The sequence below is a fragment of the Arthrospira sp. PCC 9901 genome, from assembly GCF_059013425.1.
Genome location: NZ_CP102296.1, coordinates 408438 through 426814, shown reverse-complemented (window position 1 = coordinate 426814; position 18377 = coordinate 408438). Strand labels below are relative to the sequence as shown.

Sequence of the window (18377 nt, the reverse complement as noted above, 5' to 3'; positions counted from 1 at the left end):
AACCCTGTAACGTTTCTCGGTTCAGCTAGACCCAATTAGCAGACCCCTAGGATGAGCCAGGTTCCGAGATGCAATAGGTGTATGAGAAGCTACTCTTGGTGATTTTACACCAAATCTTAAAAAAATACTAAGATTGGGGTTTCCGAATTATTTATGTGATACCTGCACAGTGGCATTATGGGACTCAGTTTTAGATAGAATTGTATACCCAAATTTCCATCGCACTGTATACCCAAAGACAGACTTTCAGGATTTCCCAGACAATGGGAAAATTAACTGACGAGGCGTTCCGGGAGCGATAGGTCTCGCCCTCTACCCGAAGCGGGTCGCTGCTATATGCAGTCCGCGTGCCTCCCAGAGAAGAAACCCAGCTTCTATCCTACCTGAACCTTAATTTTGCGAGAATGCCTGAACTGCACGCCCTACAAATTCCTTGCAGGTGTAGCAACCAGCTAAAATATAACCTAGCACTGGTTTTCTGGCATCCACCAGATCCTATAGGTTGGGTTATCTTGAAAACAGCGGACTAAAACCAGAAGCTAAAGTCTAGCAGGAAATCAAATCAAATGAGCGGGACAAACCGAGTTCCGACATTAGAAAAAGTTTTGCAGAAAAGTAAATAAATCCAGCGGGATCAACTTAGTTCCGACATTAGAAGTTGTTGTCGATATTTCCTGTCCACTGTCATTGGTAATATTTTCGATAAACCCAATACCCGGTTCATCTCCCACATCAGAAGCATAATAATTGAGGATGCTAATGATTTGATTTGGGTTAATTTACCCGTTAGGATTGAGGTTAATTATCGCTGTTGTGCCTTGACGGTCGAAACTAACTTCATTAACATTAGTAAGAATCAAAATCATCTCCGATAGGTGTACCCTGAAAAACTGAACCTCCAGGTTGATTGATAAACTGTAGGTTATCTCCGAGTAAATAGTCATCACATGCACCCCCAACTAAGGTATCATTTCCAGCCATACCATATAGGGTATCGTTTCCGCCGAGTCCCTCTAACACATCATCATTTCGAGAACCAATTAAGTTATCATTTTGGGGAGTTCCCCAGACGGGGAAAGCTTGCAGAATTTCTTGTCCGGTGAGATTGCCAACAGTTTCAATAAAACCTGTTCCGGGGTTGAGGTTATTAAAGAAATCAACAATTCTTAAATCTGCTGCTGAATTAAAGTTACCATCTGCATTCAGGTCAATTAACAAATCAGCATTTAATTCACCCCCTCGCGTCACCCCAATTTGTCCAGGGTTTAAGCCAATAACCAGGGTTTGTCCGGGAATGATTAAAGTATCGATACCGCCATCATTTTCAATGATACTACCCCCAGAATTGGCTGCATCCACGATATACAGGTCATCCCCTGCACCCCCAAATAGGCTATCTGCACCACTATCACGCTACTAATGTATCATTACCGCGATCGCCTCGGAGGATATCATTTCCTTGACCACCATAAAGGATATCATTACCTTCTCCCCCTTCTAAGGTATCACGACCTGGCCCCCCAAACAGAACATCGTCCCCTTGTTCACCCAAGAGTAAATCATTGTCCGCGCCGCCATAGAGGGTATCATTTCCGTCACCGTCATAGAGGGTATCAAAGCCATCATCTCCAAACAGCAGGTCATCACCATCATCCCCTAGCAGTTGATCGTTACCTTGACCGCCATAGAGGGTATCATTTCCGATTCCTCCATCTAAATAATCATTGACTTCATTGGCAGTAATAAAATCATTTCCGCCTTGACCGAAAACTTCATCATTTCCACTATTCCTAATCAGAATATTATCGGTGTCATTGCCAATAATTAAATTCCCTTGATTTTCGATTTATAGGAATAGCAAATCAACCTCCTATTTGTCGGTAAATATAAAGTTTTGCACACCATTTAAAACTGTATATTTTAATAGCAAAAATACGAAATTTTTAACTGATTAATGTTCGGTGGGTAAGTTATCGAAAAATTCCACAATTTCATCTACTGATAAGTTCCTTGCCTGGTCAAAGTTGCTCCCACCATCCTCATGAAAAAAGTTGAAGATTGTGATATAATTTCGGAAGACAATTTGACCATTTGCGTTGGGGCAAATAAACAGGATATCACCCTATTTTGCTAAACCTCTTGCACCTTGAAAGAGTTGTAAAACCGTTATCCCTTCTGGTAATTCTTCTAAATCATCCGCATCCTGATCACTTGAGAGATCCGGAAGAATTGCGTTTTCTAGGATGATAGTATTAACCCCTTCGCTATCATCAATAATCGTTCCTCCGGCATTATTGGCATCCAAAATATACAGGTCATCACCGGGGCTACCTTCCAGCAAATCCGCCCCTTTTCCCACTAAAGTATCATTGCCTTTATTGCCGTATAATTCATCAGAACCCGGTCCTCCAAGCATTTTATGATCAGCACTATTGCCAATAAATGACATGATGGACTTCTGATTTTGGGTAGGGGATGAATCTGTAACCTAATCTTTGGACACAGTTACCCAACACCCAATTTCAGGGGCAGCTGTTTGGGACTCGCTCTTTTGATCAGCTTTCCGCTACTTCTTGGGTTGGGCAACAGCCACGTATTGCAGGTTTTGGTTATAATAACACCAAATCAGGGGACAGTGAAATGCCATGCTGCCAAGAGATGGTTTAAAGCCTTGCTGACGCTGCTCGCCAGAATTAGAAAAACTTCAAGCTGACGTGGAGAAACAATGTGGGAATATGTCTCAAGCATAAACGGGAATGGATTAAGGGGTTGCCATGTTACTGGGTTTCCAGTATCGGGAAGACAAAAAAGGGCGATGGGCTCACTTTGCGATCGCGCCCAGATATGAAATCTGATAGCTATATAAAAGGAGAAAATGATGGGATTGATTTCTAATTTAAAAGGCAATGCGGGGGTCGTCTCCCCAAAGCAGCTCGAATCTGATTATGGCAGGCTGTTGGTCGAAAATGAGGCGATCGAAATCGGATTTCACGTTTTTCGAGATACGTTTATTTTCACCAACTACCGTCTTATATTGGTGGACGTTCAGGGGATGACGGGCAAAAAAATCGAGTATTTGTCGATACCTTACGGCAAAATAACGCAATTTAGCATCGAGACGGTGGGACATTTCGACTCCGATGCCGAGTTGAAAATTTGGATTGGCAGCAACCCGATGCCGCTGGAAAAAAAATTCAACAAAAAGGTCGATATTTACGACCTGCAAAAGGTGCTGGCAACGTATACGCTCAAGTAAATCTAGAAACCCGGTTTCTTCGATAGATTCTGCATCCTCACCGAGATTTAGAAAGAAACCAGGTTTCTCATATCAGTCAATCGTCAGGTGCCTTCCCCTTCATCCATCATCGCTCAGGTCGAGAAGTGACGGTCGGGAACGCACCCTACTAAACTCTCCCTATCTGAAAGACTGTTCAAGTGTCACCACTGCGGGCTAGAAATTGACCGTGATTTGAATGCCTTCATCAATTGGGAGCATGATTTAATCTCAAATTAGGTTAACATTTTAGGGCAATACGGTATAATAAGCGAGAAGAGTTGAGGATAAACCTATTGCCAGATATGTGAAACCCAAGGAAGCCGCCCAAATCCTTGGAGTCCATGAAAGAACACTCCGCAGATGGGACGAAAATGGCTCAATCGAGACCATCAGAACCCCCGCTGGGCAACGACGATACAACGTTGAGTCATATACTGCCAAATCAGGCAGTGACAAACGCAAAGTCGTTATCTATGCCAGAGTTAGTAGCCGCGCCCAGCAGTCAGACCTCAACCGACAGGTGGCCGCACTGTCCAACCTCTACCCCGAAGCAGAAGTCGTCTCAGAAATCGGAGGCGGGCTCAACTTCAAGCGAAAGAAAATGCTGGCCTTACTGGGACAAGTCTTGTCAGGAGATGTCCGCATGGTTGTCATTGCCCATAAAGACCGACTGGCAAGGTTTGGATTTGACTTGTTTCGATGGCTCTGCGAACAAAACGGGTGTGAACTCGTGGTTCTCAATCAGACAAGTCTCAGCCCAGAACGAGAAATGGTTGAGGACATCCTCGCCATCCTCCACTGCTTCAGTTCCCGACTCTATGGGTTGCGAAAATACCAAACTCAGGTCAAAGAAGATCCGGATTTACCCCAGCCCCGAGCTAAATAAAGTCTGGCGCAAATGGTTGGCCGCTTGTCGGTATTGCTACAACCAAGCAATTGCATTATCCCGGAGTGGTAAACGACTAAGCAAACTGAAATTACGCAACGAAGTGATGCAGAGTGACTTACCCGAATGGGTCAAAGAAACACCCTGCCATATTCGGCAGAATGCTATCTTTGATGCCTATCTCGCCTTTTCAGCCAGTCCTGGCGCAAGGTTTAGGAGCTGTCGGGATAGTTCTCAAGCCATCAAGTTTAACGATGCTAATTTCTCTTCAGGGAGTTGGTATCCAAGACTCACGAAAGGATTAACTTTCATGGTTTCCGAACCCATCCCTAAAACTTGCGGGCAAGGGACTCAATTAGTCTTTGCCAAGGGGCGGTGGTTTGCGGTGTTTCCTGAACCAGTTGCCGTTACCCCAACTGACGCTACTGGCGTGATTGCATTAGACCCGGGCGTCCGAACTTTTATGACCGGGTTTGATGGTTCACGATTTCTGGAATTGGGCTCCGGAGATATAGGACGCATCACTCGGTTATGTCAACATTTGGATGATTTGATCAGCCGAATCGCCAAGGAACCCTGTCGTTTAAGAAGGCGACGGATGAGGCAAGCGGCTCAACGAATGAGAACTAAAATCCGGAATTTAGTGGATGAAGCCCACAAACAAATTGCTCACTACTTGACTCACAACTACAGCATAATTTTTCTGCCGACCTTCGAGACTTCCGATATGGTTGCCAAGGTGAAGCGTCTAATCAGGTCTAAGACTGCCCGCGCCATGCTGACATGGGCGCATTATCGATTCAAACTAACCCTGAGGCATCAAGGGGAAATAACTGGAACCACAGTTGTAGATGTGACGGAAGAATACACCAGCAAAACCTGTACTCACTGTGGTCATGTGCATTCCCAGCTAGGTGGCTCAAAAGTGTTCCGATGTCCTGAGTGTGGGTTCACTCTACCACGGGACTGGAACGGTGCTTTTGGAATCTTTCTAAAAGCTTTGCGGGATACCGCCTCTGTTACCTTAACGGGTAATAGTGCTATCGTCGCATTGTCCGGGAACAACCGGAAAAATGTCGCGTAAATGTATCAGAAAGCCGTCAGTTAGAGGTAGACGGTGTGAGCCTGTGGACAGAGTGCTGCCGACAGTTCGCCGATATTGCAGCCTCAGGAGCGCCAACTACCCCTAGCACAAGTTATCTTGGATAGATAGGCTAGTCTAGTTGTGGGTAACTTTGGGTAAGTAATTAGTAACGGATACCTTTACCTTGTCTGTAGGGCGGCGGTAAATTGGCATCCCACTTAATACTGTTTTCCTTATAGCCCCAAATCCTTGTCTAATAGGGGTTTTCACCCCATACCCCCCCGTCGTGTCCTGTTTTACCCCTAGACATTTAGAATCTTTCGGGTAGAATCAGAACAAAAAAATTAACCACCAATGCACAGTCAAAACCCAATTTTGGAGGGTAAACCCATTACACTCACTCTCAATTCGTCTAACGTTGCTACGGCCTCTGATGCCGATCAGCCTATTATCAAAATAGCGGGCCGCACTTCCCTGAAAGGACAGGTAGCTATTAGCGGTGCTAAAAATGCGGCGCTAGTCATCATGGCTGGCGCTCTACTGTGTTCGGAAGATTGTCGGCTACGGAATGTTCCGTCATTGGTTGATGTCGGCACTATGGGGCAAATTCTATCGGCTGTGGGGGTAGACCTCAAACGAGATGGTAGCGTTATTGATATCAATGCTAGAGAACTTACTCACTCTGAAGCACCCTATGAGTTAGTTAGTCAGCTTCGAGCTAGTTTCTTTATTATCGGACCGCTTTTGGCGCGATTAGGGATAGCTAAGGTTCCTTTACCGGGGGGATGCGCTATCGGTGCTAGACCTGTGGATCTCCATGTTCAGGGACTACGGGCGATGGGCGCTCATGTGCAAATTGATCATGGGATCGTTGAAGCATACGTGACTGGGAGCGATCGCCGTCTCAAAGGCGCTAAGATTTATCTGGATTATCCCAGTGTGGGAGCTACGGAAACCCTGATGATGGCCGCAGTGTTAGCAGACGGGGAAACCATTATTGATAACGCGGCTCAAGAACCCGAAGTTATTGATCTGGCTAATTTCTGTCGGGCTATGGGCGCGAAAATTGAGGGCGCGGGAACTAAGAAATTAGTCATCTCTGGAGTTAGCCATCTGCACTCGGTGGATTATTCTATCATCCCCGATCGCATTGAGGCGGGGACTTTTTTATTGGCCGCAGCCATTACTGGCTCTGAACTAACCCTGGCTCCGGTTATTCCAGATCATCTCACCGCCGTGATTGCTAAGTTACGGAAAACTGGCTCAACTATTGTCGCCGAAGATAATCAAGTGATTCGGATTATTCCCGGTCAGGAAATCCTACCCACAGATATTGAAACCCTACCCTATCCTGGTTTCCCTACGGATATGCAGGCCCCTTTTATGTCTTTGCTAACTCTGAGCAAGGGTAATAGTCTGATTACTGAAACTGTTTTTGAAAACCGTCTACACCATGTGGCGGAATTGATTCGCATGGGCGCTGATATACGCATGAAGGGTAATACGGCGATCGTTAGTGGTGTTCCTATTTTATCTGGTGCGCCAGTCAGGGCTACAGACCTAAGAGCCGGAGCCGCCTTAGTATTGGCTGCTTTAGCCGCTGAGGGTGAAACTACTATTTCCGATTTACAACATCTCGATCGCGGTTATGAACGCATCGATCTCAAGTTGAAAGATTTAGGCGCTCGCATAGAACGTATAGAGCCACTACCTGAATCGGAAAATTCTCCTGCCAAAGATAAGTAAACTAGGCTAATAATTAACTATAGGGGCCTGATAGCTAACCTCCAGGTACTCCCTAGGTATTGCTAACCCGCCCCTTGTTGTATTTCCCCAATGTTTGATTGAATACTATGGCTTTGTCTCCTAATCCTCTCATTGGTCTGAAAGCAGATCATTTCCGCCATCCCCTTGATTTACAGGCCACTAATGCTTTAAAGCAAATTCCCGGTTTAGATGTGATCGTCCGTCAGTTGCTCGGTTCCGTCGGTGAGCAGTTTTTCTATTTGGAAAATATTGCTTCGAGTGTTCTTGTCGGTGAAAAACAGCTTCCACATCTCCATAATCTCTTGTTGTCCGCTTGTGAGACTTTGGACTTGGAACCGCCACAGCTTTATGTTAGGTCTTCCCCAGTCCCTAATGCTTACACTTTGGCTATGCGGGGAAAACAGCCTTTTATTGTCCTACATACCTCTTTAGTCGATTTGTTGACTCCTGAAGAAATTCAAGCCGTGATTGGCCATGAGTTGGGACACCTCAAGTGTGAGCATGGTGTTTATCTGACTTTGGCGAATTTGATTATTTTGGCGGCGGGTCAATTCTCTACTTTGGGTGCGCTTTTGGTTCAGTCCCTACAAACTCAGATTCTTGAATGGGTCCGCTGTGCTGAGTTTACTTGCGATCGCGCTGCATTGTTGGCTACCCAAGACCCTAGAGTGGTGATGTCGGTTTTGATGAAGTTGTCCGGGGGTTCCCCAACTTTAGCCCCTCAACTTAATTTGGATGCTTTTCTTGAACAAGCGATCGCCTATGATCAAATGAGTAGTGATGAGTTGGGAGAGTTACTTAAACAAGCCCAAACCGCTCAACTCACCCATCCTCTACCTGTCCTAAGGGCCAGAGAAATCTATCGGTGGGCCAGTAGCCCCGATTATAATTTTTTGTTGCAATCTGGAAAAATCGTGTATAATAACAAAGTAACCAATTCGGGCGGATGGCGAAATTGGTAGACGCACCACACTCAAAATGTGGCGACTTCGGTCGTGTCGGTTCGAGTCCGACTCTGCCCACTAAACTTAAACCCCTATCCTAACTGCGGTTACCGGGATTTACTCAACCCGATAACTACACCCAATTACTCAAATATTACTCATAACCCATTCCTAGCACAGGAAAATAATTCTGTCAATAGGATGATTACTCAATCAATAAGCACAATTCAATTAATCTGTCAAATAGCCATACTCCCCCCTAACCAGACACGCGATAGGTTAACTCCCTTGTGATACCCGTCAATGGCAAGCCTATCGGTTCCTAACGTCACCATTGACTGCTATCACATCGGTCGTTTCCCCTAAGATGTCTGTTCCGGTTGGGGGGAGGGTATGTTTCGCAAAATCTGGGTTGGTACCCTCCTACCGTTTGAAAAGTAGGAGGCAAAATCTAAATCATCTCCTACCGGAACCAACCCGATATCCCTAAACATCTTTACTACTGGCGGAGACTATCGAGATGTTGAACCGATACCAGCATAATCCTCAGCAAGTCTCCATTCTATGTTGGCAATCATCAGGTGCGTAACCGATACCCACATAATCACCTTACCCAAAAACCTTAGCCGTCTATTGTAGGTAATTTAGTTATGGGTATTATGTGGACATGATAGGGTAGGCATTCATATAAACTCCCAACACGTCTGTTGCAACACGCCTGTTGGGGGATAGGCTAAATGATTTTTTTAACTTTTTTTGACTCCCAACACGTCTGTTGCAACACGCCTGTTGCGGGAAAATACATAGACACCCCTACAGTCAGAAACCATAGGGGGTCATTTTAGGATATTGGATTATGGGTTAGGCGCTAGGTCAATATTTTATCAATGAGGATGATACTCCACACGGGAGTAAACGATTACCAGATATATCGGGCAGTAAATTTGTTAGAATATTATTTGATGCTGACCAGGTTTCCACTTATTGGAAAATGGCGGGTTGGTTAAAATTTTACGCATACAATGATGTTAAACAGAATATGATGGTTAAACGTGAGACTATTTGGCTTAATGAATATCAAATAATCGAATCACCCCCATATAGTAACTTTTATGCGGTATTTGACCCGTTAGAACGGATAAAATGGTTCACTCTTTATTTTTGGATATTAACACAATGAATATAGTGATTGCTGAATTAGCTTTATTGATAACTGTAATTATATTTTCGACTTATGCGATACTTAAAGAGGATAAGGTTATCGAGTCAAAACTTGACTATAACAGTGAGGTGTTGCGAATTTTACTTGATTTTATTAGGGGTTCTTTTGATAAAATCATCTGTAAATCAAGTAACAATCATCAGAATCCTAACCGCAAAGATACCCCTAATGCCGATGATTGGCGCAAGCCCTAGTAGCCTACCTAGCGCCTAACCCATAATCCAATATCCTAAAATGACCCCCTATGGTTTCTGACTGTAGGGGTGTCTATGTATTTTCCCGCAACAGGCGTGTTGCAACAGACGTGTTGGGAGTCAAAAAAAGTTAAAAAAATCATTTAGCCTATCCCCCAACAGGCGTGTTGCAACAGACGTGTTGGGAGTTTATATGAATGCCTACCCTATCATGTCCACATAATACCCATAACTAAATTACCTACAATAGACGGCTAAGGTTTTTGGGTAAGGTGATTATGTGGGTATCGGTTACGCACCTGATGATTGCCAACATAGAATGGAGACTTGCTGAGGATTATGCTGGTATCGGTTCAACATCTCGATAGTCTCCGCCAGTAGTAAAGATGTTTAGGGATATCGGGTTGGTTCCGGTAGGAGATGATTTAGATTTTGCCTCCTACTTTTCAAACGGTAGGAGGGTACCAACCCAGATTTTGCGAAACATACCCTCCCCCAACCGGAACAGACATCTTAGGGGAAACGACCGATGTGATAGCAGTCAATGGTGACGTTAGGAACCGATAGGCTTGCCATTGACGGGTATCACAAGGGAGTTAACCTATCGCGTGTTTGGTTGGGGGGAGTGATGTGCCTATTTGACAGATTAGTTAAGTTATGCTTGTTGACTGAGTAATCATCCGTTGACAGAATTATTTTCCTGTGCTAGGAATGGGTTATGAGTAATATTTGAGTAATTGGGTGTAGTTATCGGGTTGAGTAAATCCCGATAATCGCAGTTAGGGTAGGGGTTTAAGTTTAGTGGGCAGAGTCGGACTCGAACCGTATACATAGCCTATAACCCCTATTCTACCGTCACTTAGGTATTACTCAAAACCACAACAGGATCTATCAATTTGTAGCCATAAAATAACCCCTAGGAGTTTAATCTAGGGGTGTTAACTTATGAGATTGTAACGAGTAGATTAATCTATCTGATAAATTACTCTGAGAAACAATTTAGCCTCAGGACTATCAGTATCAACCCCCAGAGTAGTTAACCTTTCTAGCGCTACGTTTAACGGTACAGGTAATTTAGCCACTCCTTTTAAGACTTCTAGAGTAGCGTCAATCCCTTCCGTTTTGTATTTACTCTCATTAACGATTGTGCTATGCCCCATCATTCTGGCGCGCAATTCTATGGGGACTCCATATTTCTCACCTAACAGATTATACAGCCTACGGAAAGCATATTTCTGAGTTACCGGACATCCCATAGCTTCAATTCGTTTACTAAAGGTTATATTAAAACCCCCTGTTATAGTTTTGGGCTGACTACCTTTCTTAGGATTATGTTCTGGTAGTAGTGGTCGCTTTAATTCCAGGAAATTAAACATCTCGGGGCTAGGAATTGGTGCTATAACCCGTCCCCCAGTCTTAATACTTACTTTCCGACCTTCTCCGTCAGTAAAGTAGGCATAATCACCCAAGACTAGATAATTATCTTGATTATCGGGGTCTGATAGTGCTTTGATGGTGTAGCCATCTTCTGTTGTGTAGGGTTTGGTTAAATTAATAGCGGCTGCTATCTCAGTAGGTCTTAACCCATACATTACTGCCATACCAGTAACCCACAGCCAGGCATGACGCGCTTTACTTACCGTATGGTTTTTAATGGTGTAGGCTTCCTGTTTGGCGCTATACCACCAACCTTTGAAGGCATCAATGCCTATTCGCTGTTTAACTGTAAATCGTGTTTGTTTGGGATTAATAGGCTCTAGTTGTTTTAGTAGGTGGTCCTTATTGGGGGATTTTTTGGCGATAGCTTTTAAGACGTAATAACGTTCCTTGAATGTTTTGGACCCTATCAATTCCTCTCCATTCTGTAAGGGAGTGTACAGCATAGCCTTGAAACTCTCCCAGTTAGGGTAATCATCCCAATTAGGGAACTGGTCAAGATACAATCCTTTGCTTTGGTGATATGACGATAGGTCACTAACGATATCGCGAGAGCGCTTCCGTCCCGTGTTGCGATTGTACCCGGCAAAATACTCATCTTCTAGTTGCTGGAATATCTCCCGGTAGGTTATCAGGTTATCCTCAATCTGATTCTTTCCTAGGATAGTTGCATCATACCAGTCCCAAAATTCACTAGCGCTACTGATAGTTCCCAGAGCTTCTACCACTAACTTAGCTTTCTTAACCCCGTCTATCACCCCTTGGGGTGTACACTCAAGATTGGCTGTCTTGGGTAGCCGTTTCCCGGTAGGCGGTTGTTTAAACTGCAATAGTAGATTGTACCTGGTCCCGGACTTCTGTAGCTTGAGAGTCACTCCCTTGGGGCATTCTCCCTTAAAGTCTTGATAGGCTTTCAGAAATCTATCGTAACTCTCATCATAATTGCCCCTTCCCCCCACTGTAGGGGTGTTAGCAGCATTACTCATTTTTTACTCACTTATTACTCTGTTGTGGTTTTGAGTAATACCTAAGTGACGGTAGAATAGGGGTTATAGGCTATATGTCCGGTTCGAGTCCGACTCTGCCCACTATTAACTGACCTAATGCACCTTTTGCCGTAGGGTGCGTCAGATGCCTTCAATGGGAATCATAATCCCAAAATTAACAACTGACGCACCTTTAGGGGGTCAATGGGAATCATAATCCGAAGATTCGCCACCGACCTAGATTTTTTTAACTACAATTCATCAGGTTCTTCTTCAGATTCTATCATATCTTTGGCACTAACAGCATACTCTTTAGCTTTCGTCGCCAAAGGGAAGGGAAAGGGGAGAGAAACTTGATTGACAAAATAAGGCCAGCGATTTCTTAAATTGTGAACAAAATTAGCCAGTTTATCGCTTTCTATTTCGGGATGATAAACAACCGCTATTTCCAGCAAAGGGGGGTTTCCCGGCTGTTTCTTTCCATCATCAAGGCGTGATTCATCTCTTTTTAAAGTATTTTGTTCGGTATGCAAGGGCTTTCTAATACTTAAATAGAGTTTTTGATCATCATCACAGAGATTTTTCCACAGAAAAACGCCCCCAACACTAACGCGACTACCCGGATAATTTTTAACAATAGCAACCGGAACTTCATCATTATTTGCAACTCGCAAACGTACCACCCACAAACGTTTGGTATCGGCTTCTGATATTATATTCAGTTTGAACTCCTGGGGTAAATCATTACTGGGTAAATTCGGATTTTTTAGCCAGGGTATTAGTCGGCGAGAGTTTTGGGCTTCCAGCATTAATAGAACCCGGGGAGATAAGTCTTTTTGAATTCGAGTATTTAAGCAATCTTTTAAACAGTCCGTTAAAAATTGATTGATCGCCTGTTGTTCCAGGTTATTTTCAGTTGAATCTTGTGTGTTTTCAGTTACCATTGGGGTTTCTTCAAAGCTAGAATTGGGGTCCCATTTTTCGGTTAATAGATAATCAAGTCCGACGGGATAAGAAACCCAAGGCGATTTTTTGTCGAATGTCTTTGACTGAAAGAGTGAAGGCGTGGTGAGTTCAACTTTACCCGTTAGCGGGTTAACCCGTATCATCAAAACCACTGTAGAGGATTTGTTGGTTGCTGTTGTTTTTCGAGTCCGACGCAAGACATAAAAACAGGTTAACCACAGATTTTCATTAATTCGATCAATTTCCGGTTTAATCAACGGTTTTGGAAGAATACCAAACTGTCGAAACAAGTCGGAAACCGCCCGTTTTATTCGTTGTTTTCCATCTTTTATCAAATATTCTTCGCCTGTTTTTTGATTGATTGCTGTAATCTTATGAAGATGTTGATTAACATATCCGGCTTGCATCGCCCCAATACGCCAAGCTAGTTTGGGGTCAGCTTCTGGAATCCAAGGTTTAGGTTTTATCTCAATTATAGAGCCGCCGATTGTTTCTGTTGAAGGCAATGCAGACTTAATTTGTGATATGCGTTCATCTAAGAATTGTTGGCGCAGTCTTAGGCGTTCTCTGGGCGGGGTAGACGCAGAAATATTGAAGTTTTGAGTCAGGTCTTCAACGTGCTGAGTTTTGATGCAAATTGAACCCCAATTTCCTTGATAAATTTGCCGTGTTCCTTCTCCACCGTTGGGAGTTGTATAAGTCTCGATTTCACCTTGAGGTTGAACCGAAAGAACCAAGCAAATTTCATCAATTAGTGCATTCTTACATCGTTCGGTTTCCCAGACAATCAAAAGAGTCTGCAAAGGGTTTTCTGCTTGACTAAATACCGCAGGCGCTACAATTGAAGGGCGCAGCATTGGGGTAGATTCATCCTTTTTTTGCTCACCTTTTTTGGTTTTTTGATAGGGCCAAAAATCTTGAGATGAACCTGATATTTTTACACCTTCACCCACCCGAGATAGTGGTAAACCTTCCTGAATGCGATCGCAAATTGCTTTATCTAAACTGGCTAAATCTAATGGACTAACACCCGGAAAACAGGGCGGTTCACCCAAATGTCGGGAGTCATAGGCGATCGCTGCTTGTAAATCTTCCGGGGGTTGACCAAATTCTGACCAATTATAATTGGGATTGGATAATAAAATATTGGGGTCAACGAGGGGAGAATCATTCAGAGATAATAACTCGCGGATCGGTCTGGGCCACGTTACCTGTTGTCCCTGTTTTTTCATTGTTAGCGGCATAAAACAAAAGGGTTGATCTGCCCCATCTAACCAACGGCGACTATCACCAATATAAGCTGTTGCACCCCGATAAGGTAAACGTTCTAAGGGTTGAACTATCCAGCGTCTTACAGATAATTTATGATAAATTAGGGGTAATTCTCGCCAGGGAACCGTTTGCAGTTTAAACCGAACTGTAAATGAAATTTTGGTGCTTCCAATCCGTTTATTTCTGTTAATTAACGGGATTTCAGAAGGGGGCCAAGACATCAATTCAGAACCTTGGTTGAGGCTGACCACCGGGTAAAATGTCAGTTTGTACTGATTATTATTACCAAAGCAAACGTTAGGATTGATGTTGATAAATCGCTGGGCTATGTAGTCGGGGACGGCTTGAAATCGAATTTCATCATTCTGATTTTCGGGAGGTTTTAAAAGGGAATAGGCTGTCGGTTTTTCGTTCCAATGCCAAAGATCATCTTTAAGGTTCTCTAAAATAGGTTCTAATTCTTCTTCTCCCAAACACCAAGCAAATTCTTCTCGCAACCAATCCTTAATAAAGCAAGCGAGTTCGGTTAAACTGTCGGTTTTTTCGGTGGCAAAAATCCAGGCATTTCCCGGAGGTTGCCAACCGAAACGAGCCGTTTTAATAATTTGAGGAAAAGTTACACCCAAAATCGAATCTAAAGCGTAAACCGGAACATAAGAATAACGCTTCCCCTGCAATTTGCCTCGCCTTTTAGCCAGAGAATTAGCCACCTGTTGCCAGGGAGTCGGAACATTAATTTGAAAAAGATTGTACTCGATATCTTTGGTGAGTTCCCACGCTCCGGGAAGAATAAAATTATAAGCCATGATTTAACTCCTTTGTGTTTTTTAGTGCGTTAAAGAAAGCGCCATACAGCGAAGATGCTAAGGTGATTTCATAGGGGTGTTGAGTTTCATTCTCAATCGCATTTTGTAATTCCTTGAGAATCCCAACCAACAGAGATGAAGTTTCCGTATCGAGTTTACCTTCGACAGAATTCGGCGCAAATTTACTATCAAGAAAATGAACAATACAAGGAACACCTCCCCGGACTAAACGCCCGACAATTTGCCAGATACTGACCACTTGAGTCCAACATAAAACCCTTCTTTCTTCCGAATTTAATTGTTTAAACGACATAGCACGACAGTTGAGTTGTAGCATTTTTGCGATCGCATATTTAGAAAATTCGTTCTCAATATTCGCCAGCGTTAAAGCCTCGCCTCGCTTTAATATGGGTTCGTACAAACTGAAATCTTCCGGTTTTTCTAACGCCCAATTATTGAGTTGTACAACCGTGTTTTGCCAATCGTCAGGAACAGGCATCGGCCGACTTAAGAAAACCGCCGCCCCAAAAGCCGCTTTTCGCTGTTCGTTGAGTATATTGTGACCCCTTTCCAGTGCCATTAAAGGTGCAATAACAATTTGGGTTTGCAGGTCTTTTAAATCTCGGATTTGACCCCGACGAATTCCGCTTAAATTGTCTGGCGCGTTGTCGCGGCGCAGGGTTTTAATGCCATCAATATCTTCAGTATGATAAAGCGGTTTAAGGATAGATTCGACCAATTCGGCTTCCTCGTAGCTATTCGTAATCAGAAGCAAACGTTCTCTATCCCCCCAGTTTAAGTGGTCTATTTGTTGTTTTTCTTTGAGTGTTTGAAATAGAAAATCTAGGAAACTCAAACCTTGTCCGGGTCGGCTAGAAATCGCCTTTACCAAATCATCAACCGCTTTTTCTCGGGCTGCGGGGGGAAGTCCCGATAAAGCAATATAATCGCCATTGCTGCGCTGTTGAGGACGGAAGAAAAATTCACTTTCGCAAATTCCGGTATCTCCAGCTTTACTATTATTAGAAGCGGGTTCTAACAATAAAGTTGGGGGTTTGTGAATATGATAAGCCGGACTTCCTGGCGCGTAACTGGTACCGGAAATTAAAACCATGTGCGGTCCATCCCAATCATCAACCGCAAAAAGAGTCGGAAAATTTAACAGTAAAAAACGACCCACTCCCACATAACGGAAATATTCGAGTGTACCCCCTTTTTTGCGATCGCGTTTGTATTGAAAGCCGAGAATATTACCCACAGGAGAAGATAAAACGACCGGAAGAAAATCGCGGGGAGGTCGATAAACTAGGGTTTGGTTCACATCGTGTAAATCGACAATTCTCATTCGCATTAAGGTGTTGAGATGATCGACCATAAAGCCCAGGCGATCATTGAGAATTGTAATTAGAATAGCAAAGTGAAGATTGCGGGTAAAGTCTTCTATTTTGTCTTCATCTTTTACAGAAAATCCCGTCAATTTTAACCATGTTTTCAGCCATTCATTCACTTCCGCCAGGGCTTCTTTCTCGCTATCAACCGTTAAAATTGTGAGTGCAATATCGGAGAGTTCTCCCCCTCGGCGGCGGTCGAGAGGATGTTGGAGAAATCCCTCAAAAGTTTGCATCAATCGTTTGCGGTGTTCGCGTTCGGTTTCTGTGGGTAAACCTTGAACAATTTGTTGAGTTCGCGCTTTGGAACGTTGGGCGCGGGTGAGTTTTTTGGGTGGAGGTTGAGGGTTTTTTTCTTCGGAATGTAAATCTAATAAATCGCGGACAAGATGAGAAAATAGCGATCGCCCGGTAAAGGGAGTTGTACCCAACCACTCCACTAATTTGGGTTGATTGTGAAGGCGTGGGAGGATGATATCTGTGGCAATTTGGGCGTAATCTTGCGCTCGTTTTCCGGCTGCCAACATTTCCCTTGACATACTATTGCGGTCGGAATTATAAATAGCATTTGCAAAGTTCAGCCCGAGTTTATTTAAAAAGGAATTGCCGGAGGAATCCACTAAAATTTGACTCGGAGAAAAAGCGTTATCAAACTGCACCTGTACCCGGTCTGCTTCATCAACAAACAGAAAATGACACTCCCGATAAACGGCTTCTGCAAAGGTGAGTTTGTGCGGGAAAATCTGACGGGGAACCCGGGTGTGTATCAAGCTGGCGGGTGTTAAAATCCAGACTTTGGCTACAGCGATATCTTGTTCTAATTGATGGCGCGGACATTTATAATAGAGGGGACAAGTATACCGATCTTCGTCTTCTTCTTCCTCCAGATATTCCTCTGCTTCTGGCTGATTAGAAACGGGTATTTTTTGATAAAGATCGTGGCAGGGTTCCTGTCCGAATTCCCATTTTTCCTCGGCTTGTACCAGTCCTAGAAGCGGACAAACAAAACTAAACCAACGCCAAGCCGGATGGGTACCGCCCCGAGTTATATCTTCCCCTTTGTTGGCAAAAAGGGATTCATAAACTTTGTTTAAATGTTCGGTGCGATCGCGTCCTAAAATTGGCGCGGATGGAATGTCTAATTGGTGCGTAAATAGGGAAGCGAGACGAACTTGTGTGACCACATCATTCACCAGCAAAGCACAGCGATAACCCCGTTTTGCTAAGTAATAAATCAGGACTTCCAGCAAAGTAGATTTACCAACATTGAGCAAACCGACGGCGTGAACAAATTGATTGATTTGTATTTTATTTCCCGGTTGAAAGTCATCTAAATTTTCATCGTACAGCCGCCAAGCAATCCCCGATAAACGAGCATGATAATTTTCGGGAGATTCTCCTTTATTTTTGAGTTGCTCATCCATTTCTTGAGCCGCTTCTAATAAGCTTTCTAAAGAAACAGTTTGGGGGGGATTTTCCGCAGTACGAAGGCTGAGAAAGGAGACTTGAGGCGCGGGAGCCAGATTGGAAACTTCTTGGGGAATAGAGATAGGAATTTCGACGGTATGACCTTGGTGAGAAATGTTTGCGTACCAGTTTCCAGCAGTAGCGAGTTTAATTTTTTGGGGTTTGTGTGTGGGCGTTTGTGATAAAGTTTGACGGTATAATTGAAGGCGACGGGGGCAGATACTGGAGGGGATGAGTTGAGGAATTTCCTCGGTCTTTGTTAAGCGAAAAATGCGGAGAGTTTCGGGAATATTGATGTAAAGTGATAGGGATGGGTTCCACTGTCTACCTTTGCGGCGAACGAGGTAAAAACGGGCTTTTTGAACAATCACCCATTTTTCGTTATCTTGAAGTGATGGGATAGGAAAACGGTATCCTAACAGTAAAGCGGATACGGATTTTGCCGGATTTTCTGAATCAATTTCTCGAAGCAACGTTAACCCTAATTCTACTTCTGTAATCAGTAGAGCCAGACGCGAAACCTCTTTGTTTATTGTCTTCTGATTGGCATTTTCTAAACTGTTAAAGACGTAATTTTTCAAGTCTTCAGATTCGCGCAAAGATTGACGGAGGTTTTGACTCCAACTCAAAATATCACGCATGATTTTCTTCCTTTTTTTGTCGGGATTTGCGTTGTTTTAC

At 43.7% G+C, this 18377-nt stretch carries 14 protein-coding genes, 1 tRNA gene and 1 pseudogene; 9 read left to right on the top strand and 7 right to left on the bottom strand.

The window, feature by feature from the left end; all coding sequences use genetic code 11:
- Positions 1-846 precede the first annotated feature (846 nt).
- From NLZ44_RS02055 to NLZ44_RS02040, 4 genes and pseudogenes are all read right to left on the bottom strand, one after another.
- Positions 847-1359 (bottom strand): calcium-binding protein, encoded by a 513-nt coding sequence (locus NLZ44_RS02055; RefSeq protein ID WP_493751711.1) that lies wholly within the window; start codon positions 1357-1359, stop codon positions 847-849.
- Positions 1360-1408: 49 nt separating this feature from the next.
- Positions 1409-1552 carry a hypothetical protein gene (locus NLZ44_RS02050; RefSeq protein ID WP_493751710.1) on the bottom strand — a complete coding sequence of 48 codons (144 nt, stop codon included), beginning with the start codon at positions 1550-1552 and terminating at the stop codon, positions 1409-1411.
- Between the two features lie 24 nt (positions 1553-1576).
- Positions 1577-1795, bottom strand: a pseudogene (locus NLZ44_RS02045) (calcium-binding protein); the annotation flags it as partial.
- 327 nt (positions 1796-2122) lie between these two features.
- Positions 2123-2449: a hypothetical protein gene (locus NLZ44_RS02040; RefSeq protein WP_493751709.1), complete on the bottom strand. Its 327-nt coding sequence runs from the start codon at positions 2447-2449 to the stop codon at positions 2123-2125.
- A 426-nt stretch (positions 2450-2875) separates the two neighbouring features.
- Between NLZ44_RS02040 and NLZ44_RS02035 the strand changes: the two genes are divergently transcribed.
- The 9 genes from NLZ44_RS02035 to NLZ44_RS01995 all read left to right on the top strand — a co-directional run bounded on the left by NLZ44_RS02035 (position 2876) and on the right by NLZ44_RS01995 (position 9374).
- Positions 2876-3256, top strand: a complete 381-nt coding sequence (locus NLZ44_RS02035) for a PH domain-containing protein (protein WP_493751708.1) — start codon at positions 2876-2878, stop codon at positions 3254-3256.
- A 171-nt stretch (positions 3257-3427) separates the two neighbouring features.
- The gene (locus NLZ44_RS02030; RefSeq protein ID WP_493752933.1) at positions 3428-3514 is read left to right on the top strand and encodes a hypothetical protein; all 87 of its coding nucleotides are present in this window, start codon (positions 3428-3430) and stop codon (positions 3512-3514) included.
- 55 nt (positions 3515-3569) lie between these two features.
- Positions 3570-4163, top strand: coding sequence for an IS607 family transposase (locus NLZ44_RS02025; RefSeq protein WP_493752932.1), 594 nt, complete (start codon positions 3570-3572; stop codon positions 4161-4163).
- A complete protein-coding gene (locus NLZ44_RS02020) occupies positions 4096-5247 on the top strand; it encodes an RNA-guided endonuclease InsQ/TnpB family protein (RefSeq protein WP_493751707.1) in 1152 nt (383 codons plus the stop codon). The genes NLZ44_RS02025 and NLZ44_RS02020 overlap by 68 nt, the downstream gene beginning before the upstream one ends.
- 354 nt (positions 5248-5601) lie before the next feature.
- Positions 5602-6993, top strand: a complete 1392-nt coding sequence (gene murA / locus NLZ44_RS02015) for a UDP-N-acetylglucosamine 1-carboxyvinyltransferase (protein ID WP_493751706.1) — start codon at positions 5602-5604, stop codon at positions 6991-6993.
- Between the two features lie 107 nt (positions 6994-7100).
- Positions 7101-7976, top strand: coding sequence for a M48 family metallopeptidase (locus tag NLZ44_RS02010; protein ID WP_493751705.1), 876 nt, complete (start codon positions 7101-7103; stop codon positions 7974-7976).
- Positions 7955-8036, top strand: a tRNA-Leu gene (locus NLZ44_RS02005). Before NLZ44_RS02010 ends, NLZ44_RS02005 begins: the two co-directional genes overlap by 22 nt.
- An 805-nt stretch (positions 8037-8841) precedes the next feature.
- A complete protein-coding gene (locus NLZ44_RS02000; protein WP_493752931.1) occupies positions 8842-9138 on the top strand; it encodes a hypothetical protein in 297 nt (98 codons plus the stop codon).
- Positions 9135-9374, top strand: a complete 240-nt coding sequence (locus NLZ44_RS01995; RefSeq protein WP_493751704.1) for a hypothetical protein — start codon at positions 9135-9137, stop codon at positions 9372-9374. Before NLZ44_RS02000 ends, NLZ44_RS01995 begins: the two co-directional genes overlap by 4 nt.
- A gap of 965 nt (positions 9375-10339) precedes the next feature.
- Here NLZ44_RS01995 and NLZ44_RS01990 read toward each other — a convergent pair.
- The 3 genes from NLZ44_RS01990 to NLZ44_RS01980 form a co-directional block, all read right to left on the bottom strand.
- Positions 10340-11797, bottom strand: coding sequence for a site-specific integrase (locus NLZ44_RS01990; RefSeq protein WP_493751703.1), 1458 nt, complete (start codon positions 11795-11797; stop codon positions 10340-10342).
- A gap of 251 nt (positions 11798-12048) precedes the next feature.
- Entirely contained in the window at positions 12049-14841 is a 2793-nt protein-coding gene (locus tag NLZ44_RS01985; protein ID WP_493751702.1) for a pPIWI_RE module domain-containing protein, read from the bottom strand.
- On the bottom strand, positions 14831-18337 hold the full coding sequence (locus NLZ44_RS01980; RefSeq protein ID WP_493751701.1) for a pPIWI_RE_Z domain-containing protein: 3507 nt from the start codon (positions 18335-18337) through the stop codon (positions 14831-14833). The genes NLZ44_RS01985 and NLZ44_RS01980 overlap by 11 nt, the downstream gene beginning before the upstream one ends.
- Between the last annotated feature and the right edge of the window lie 40 nt (positions 18338-18377).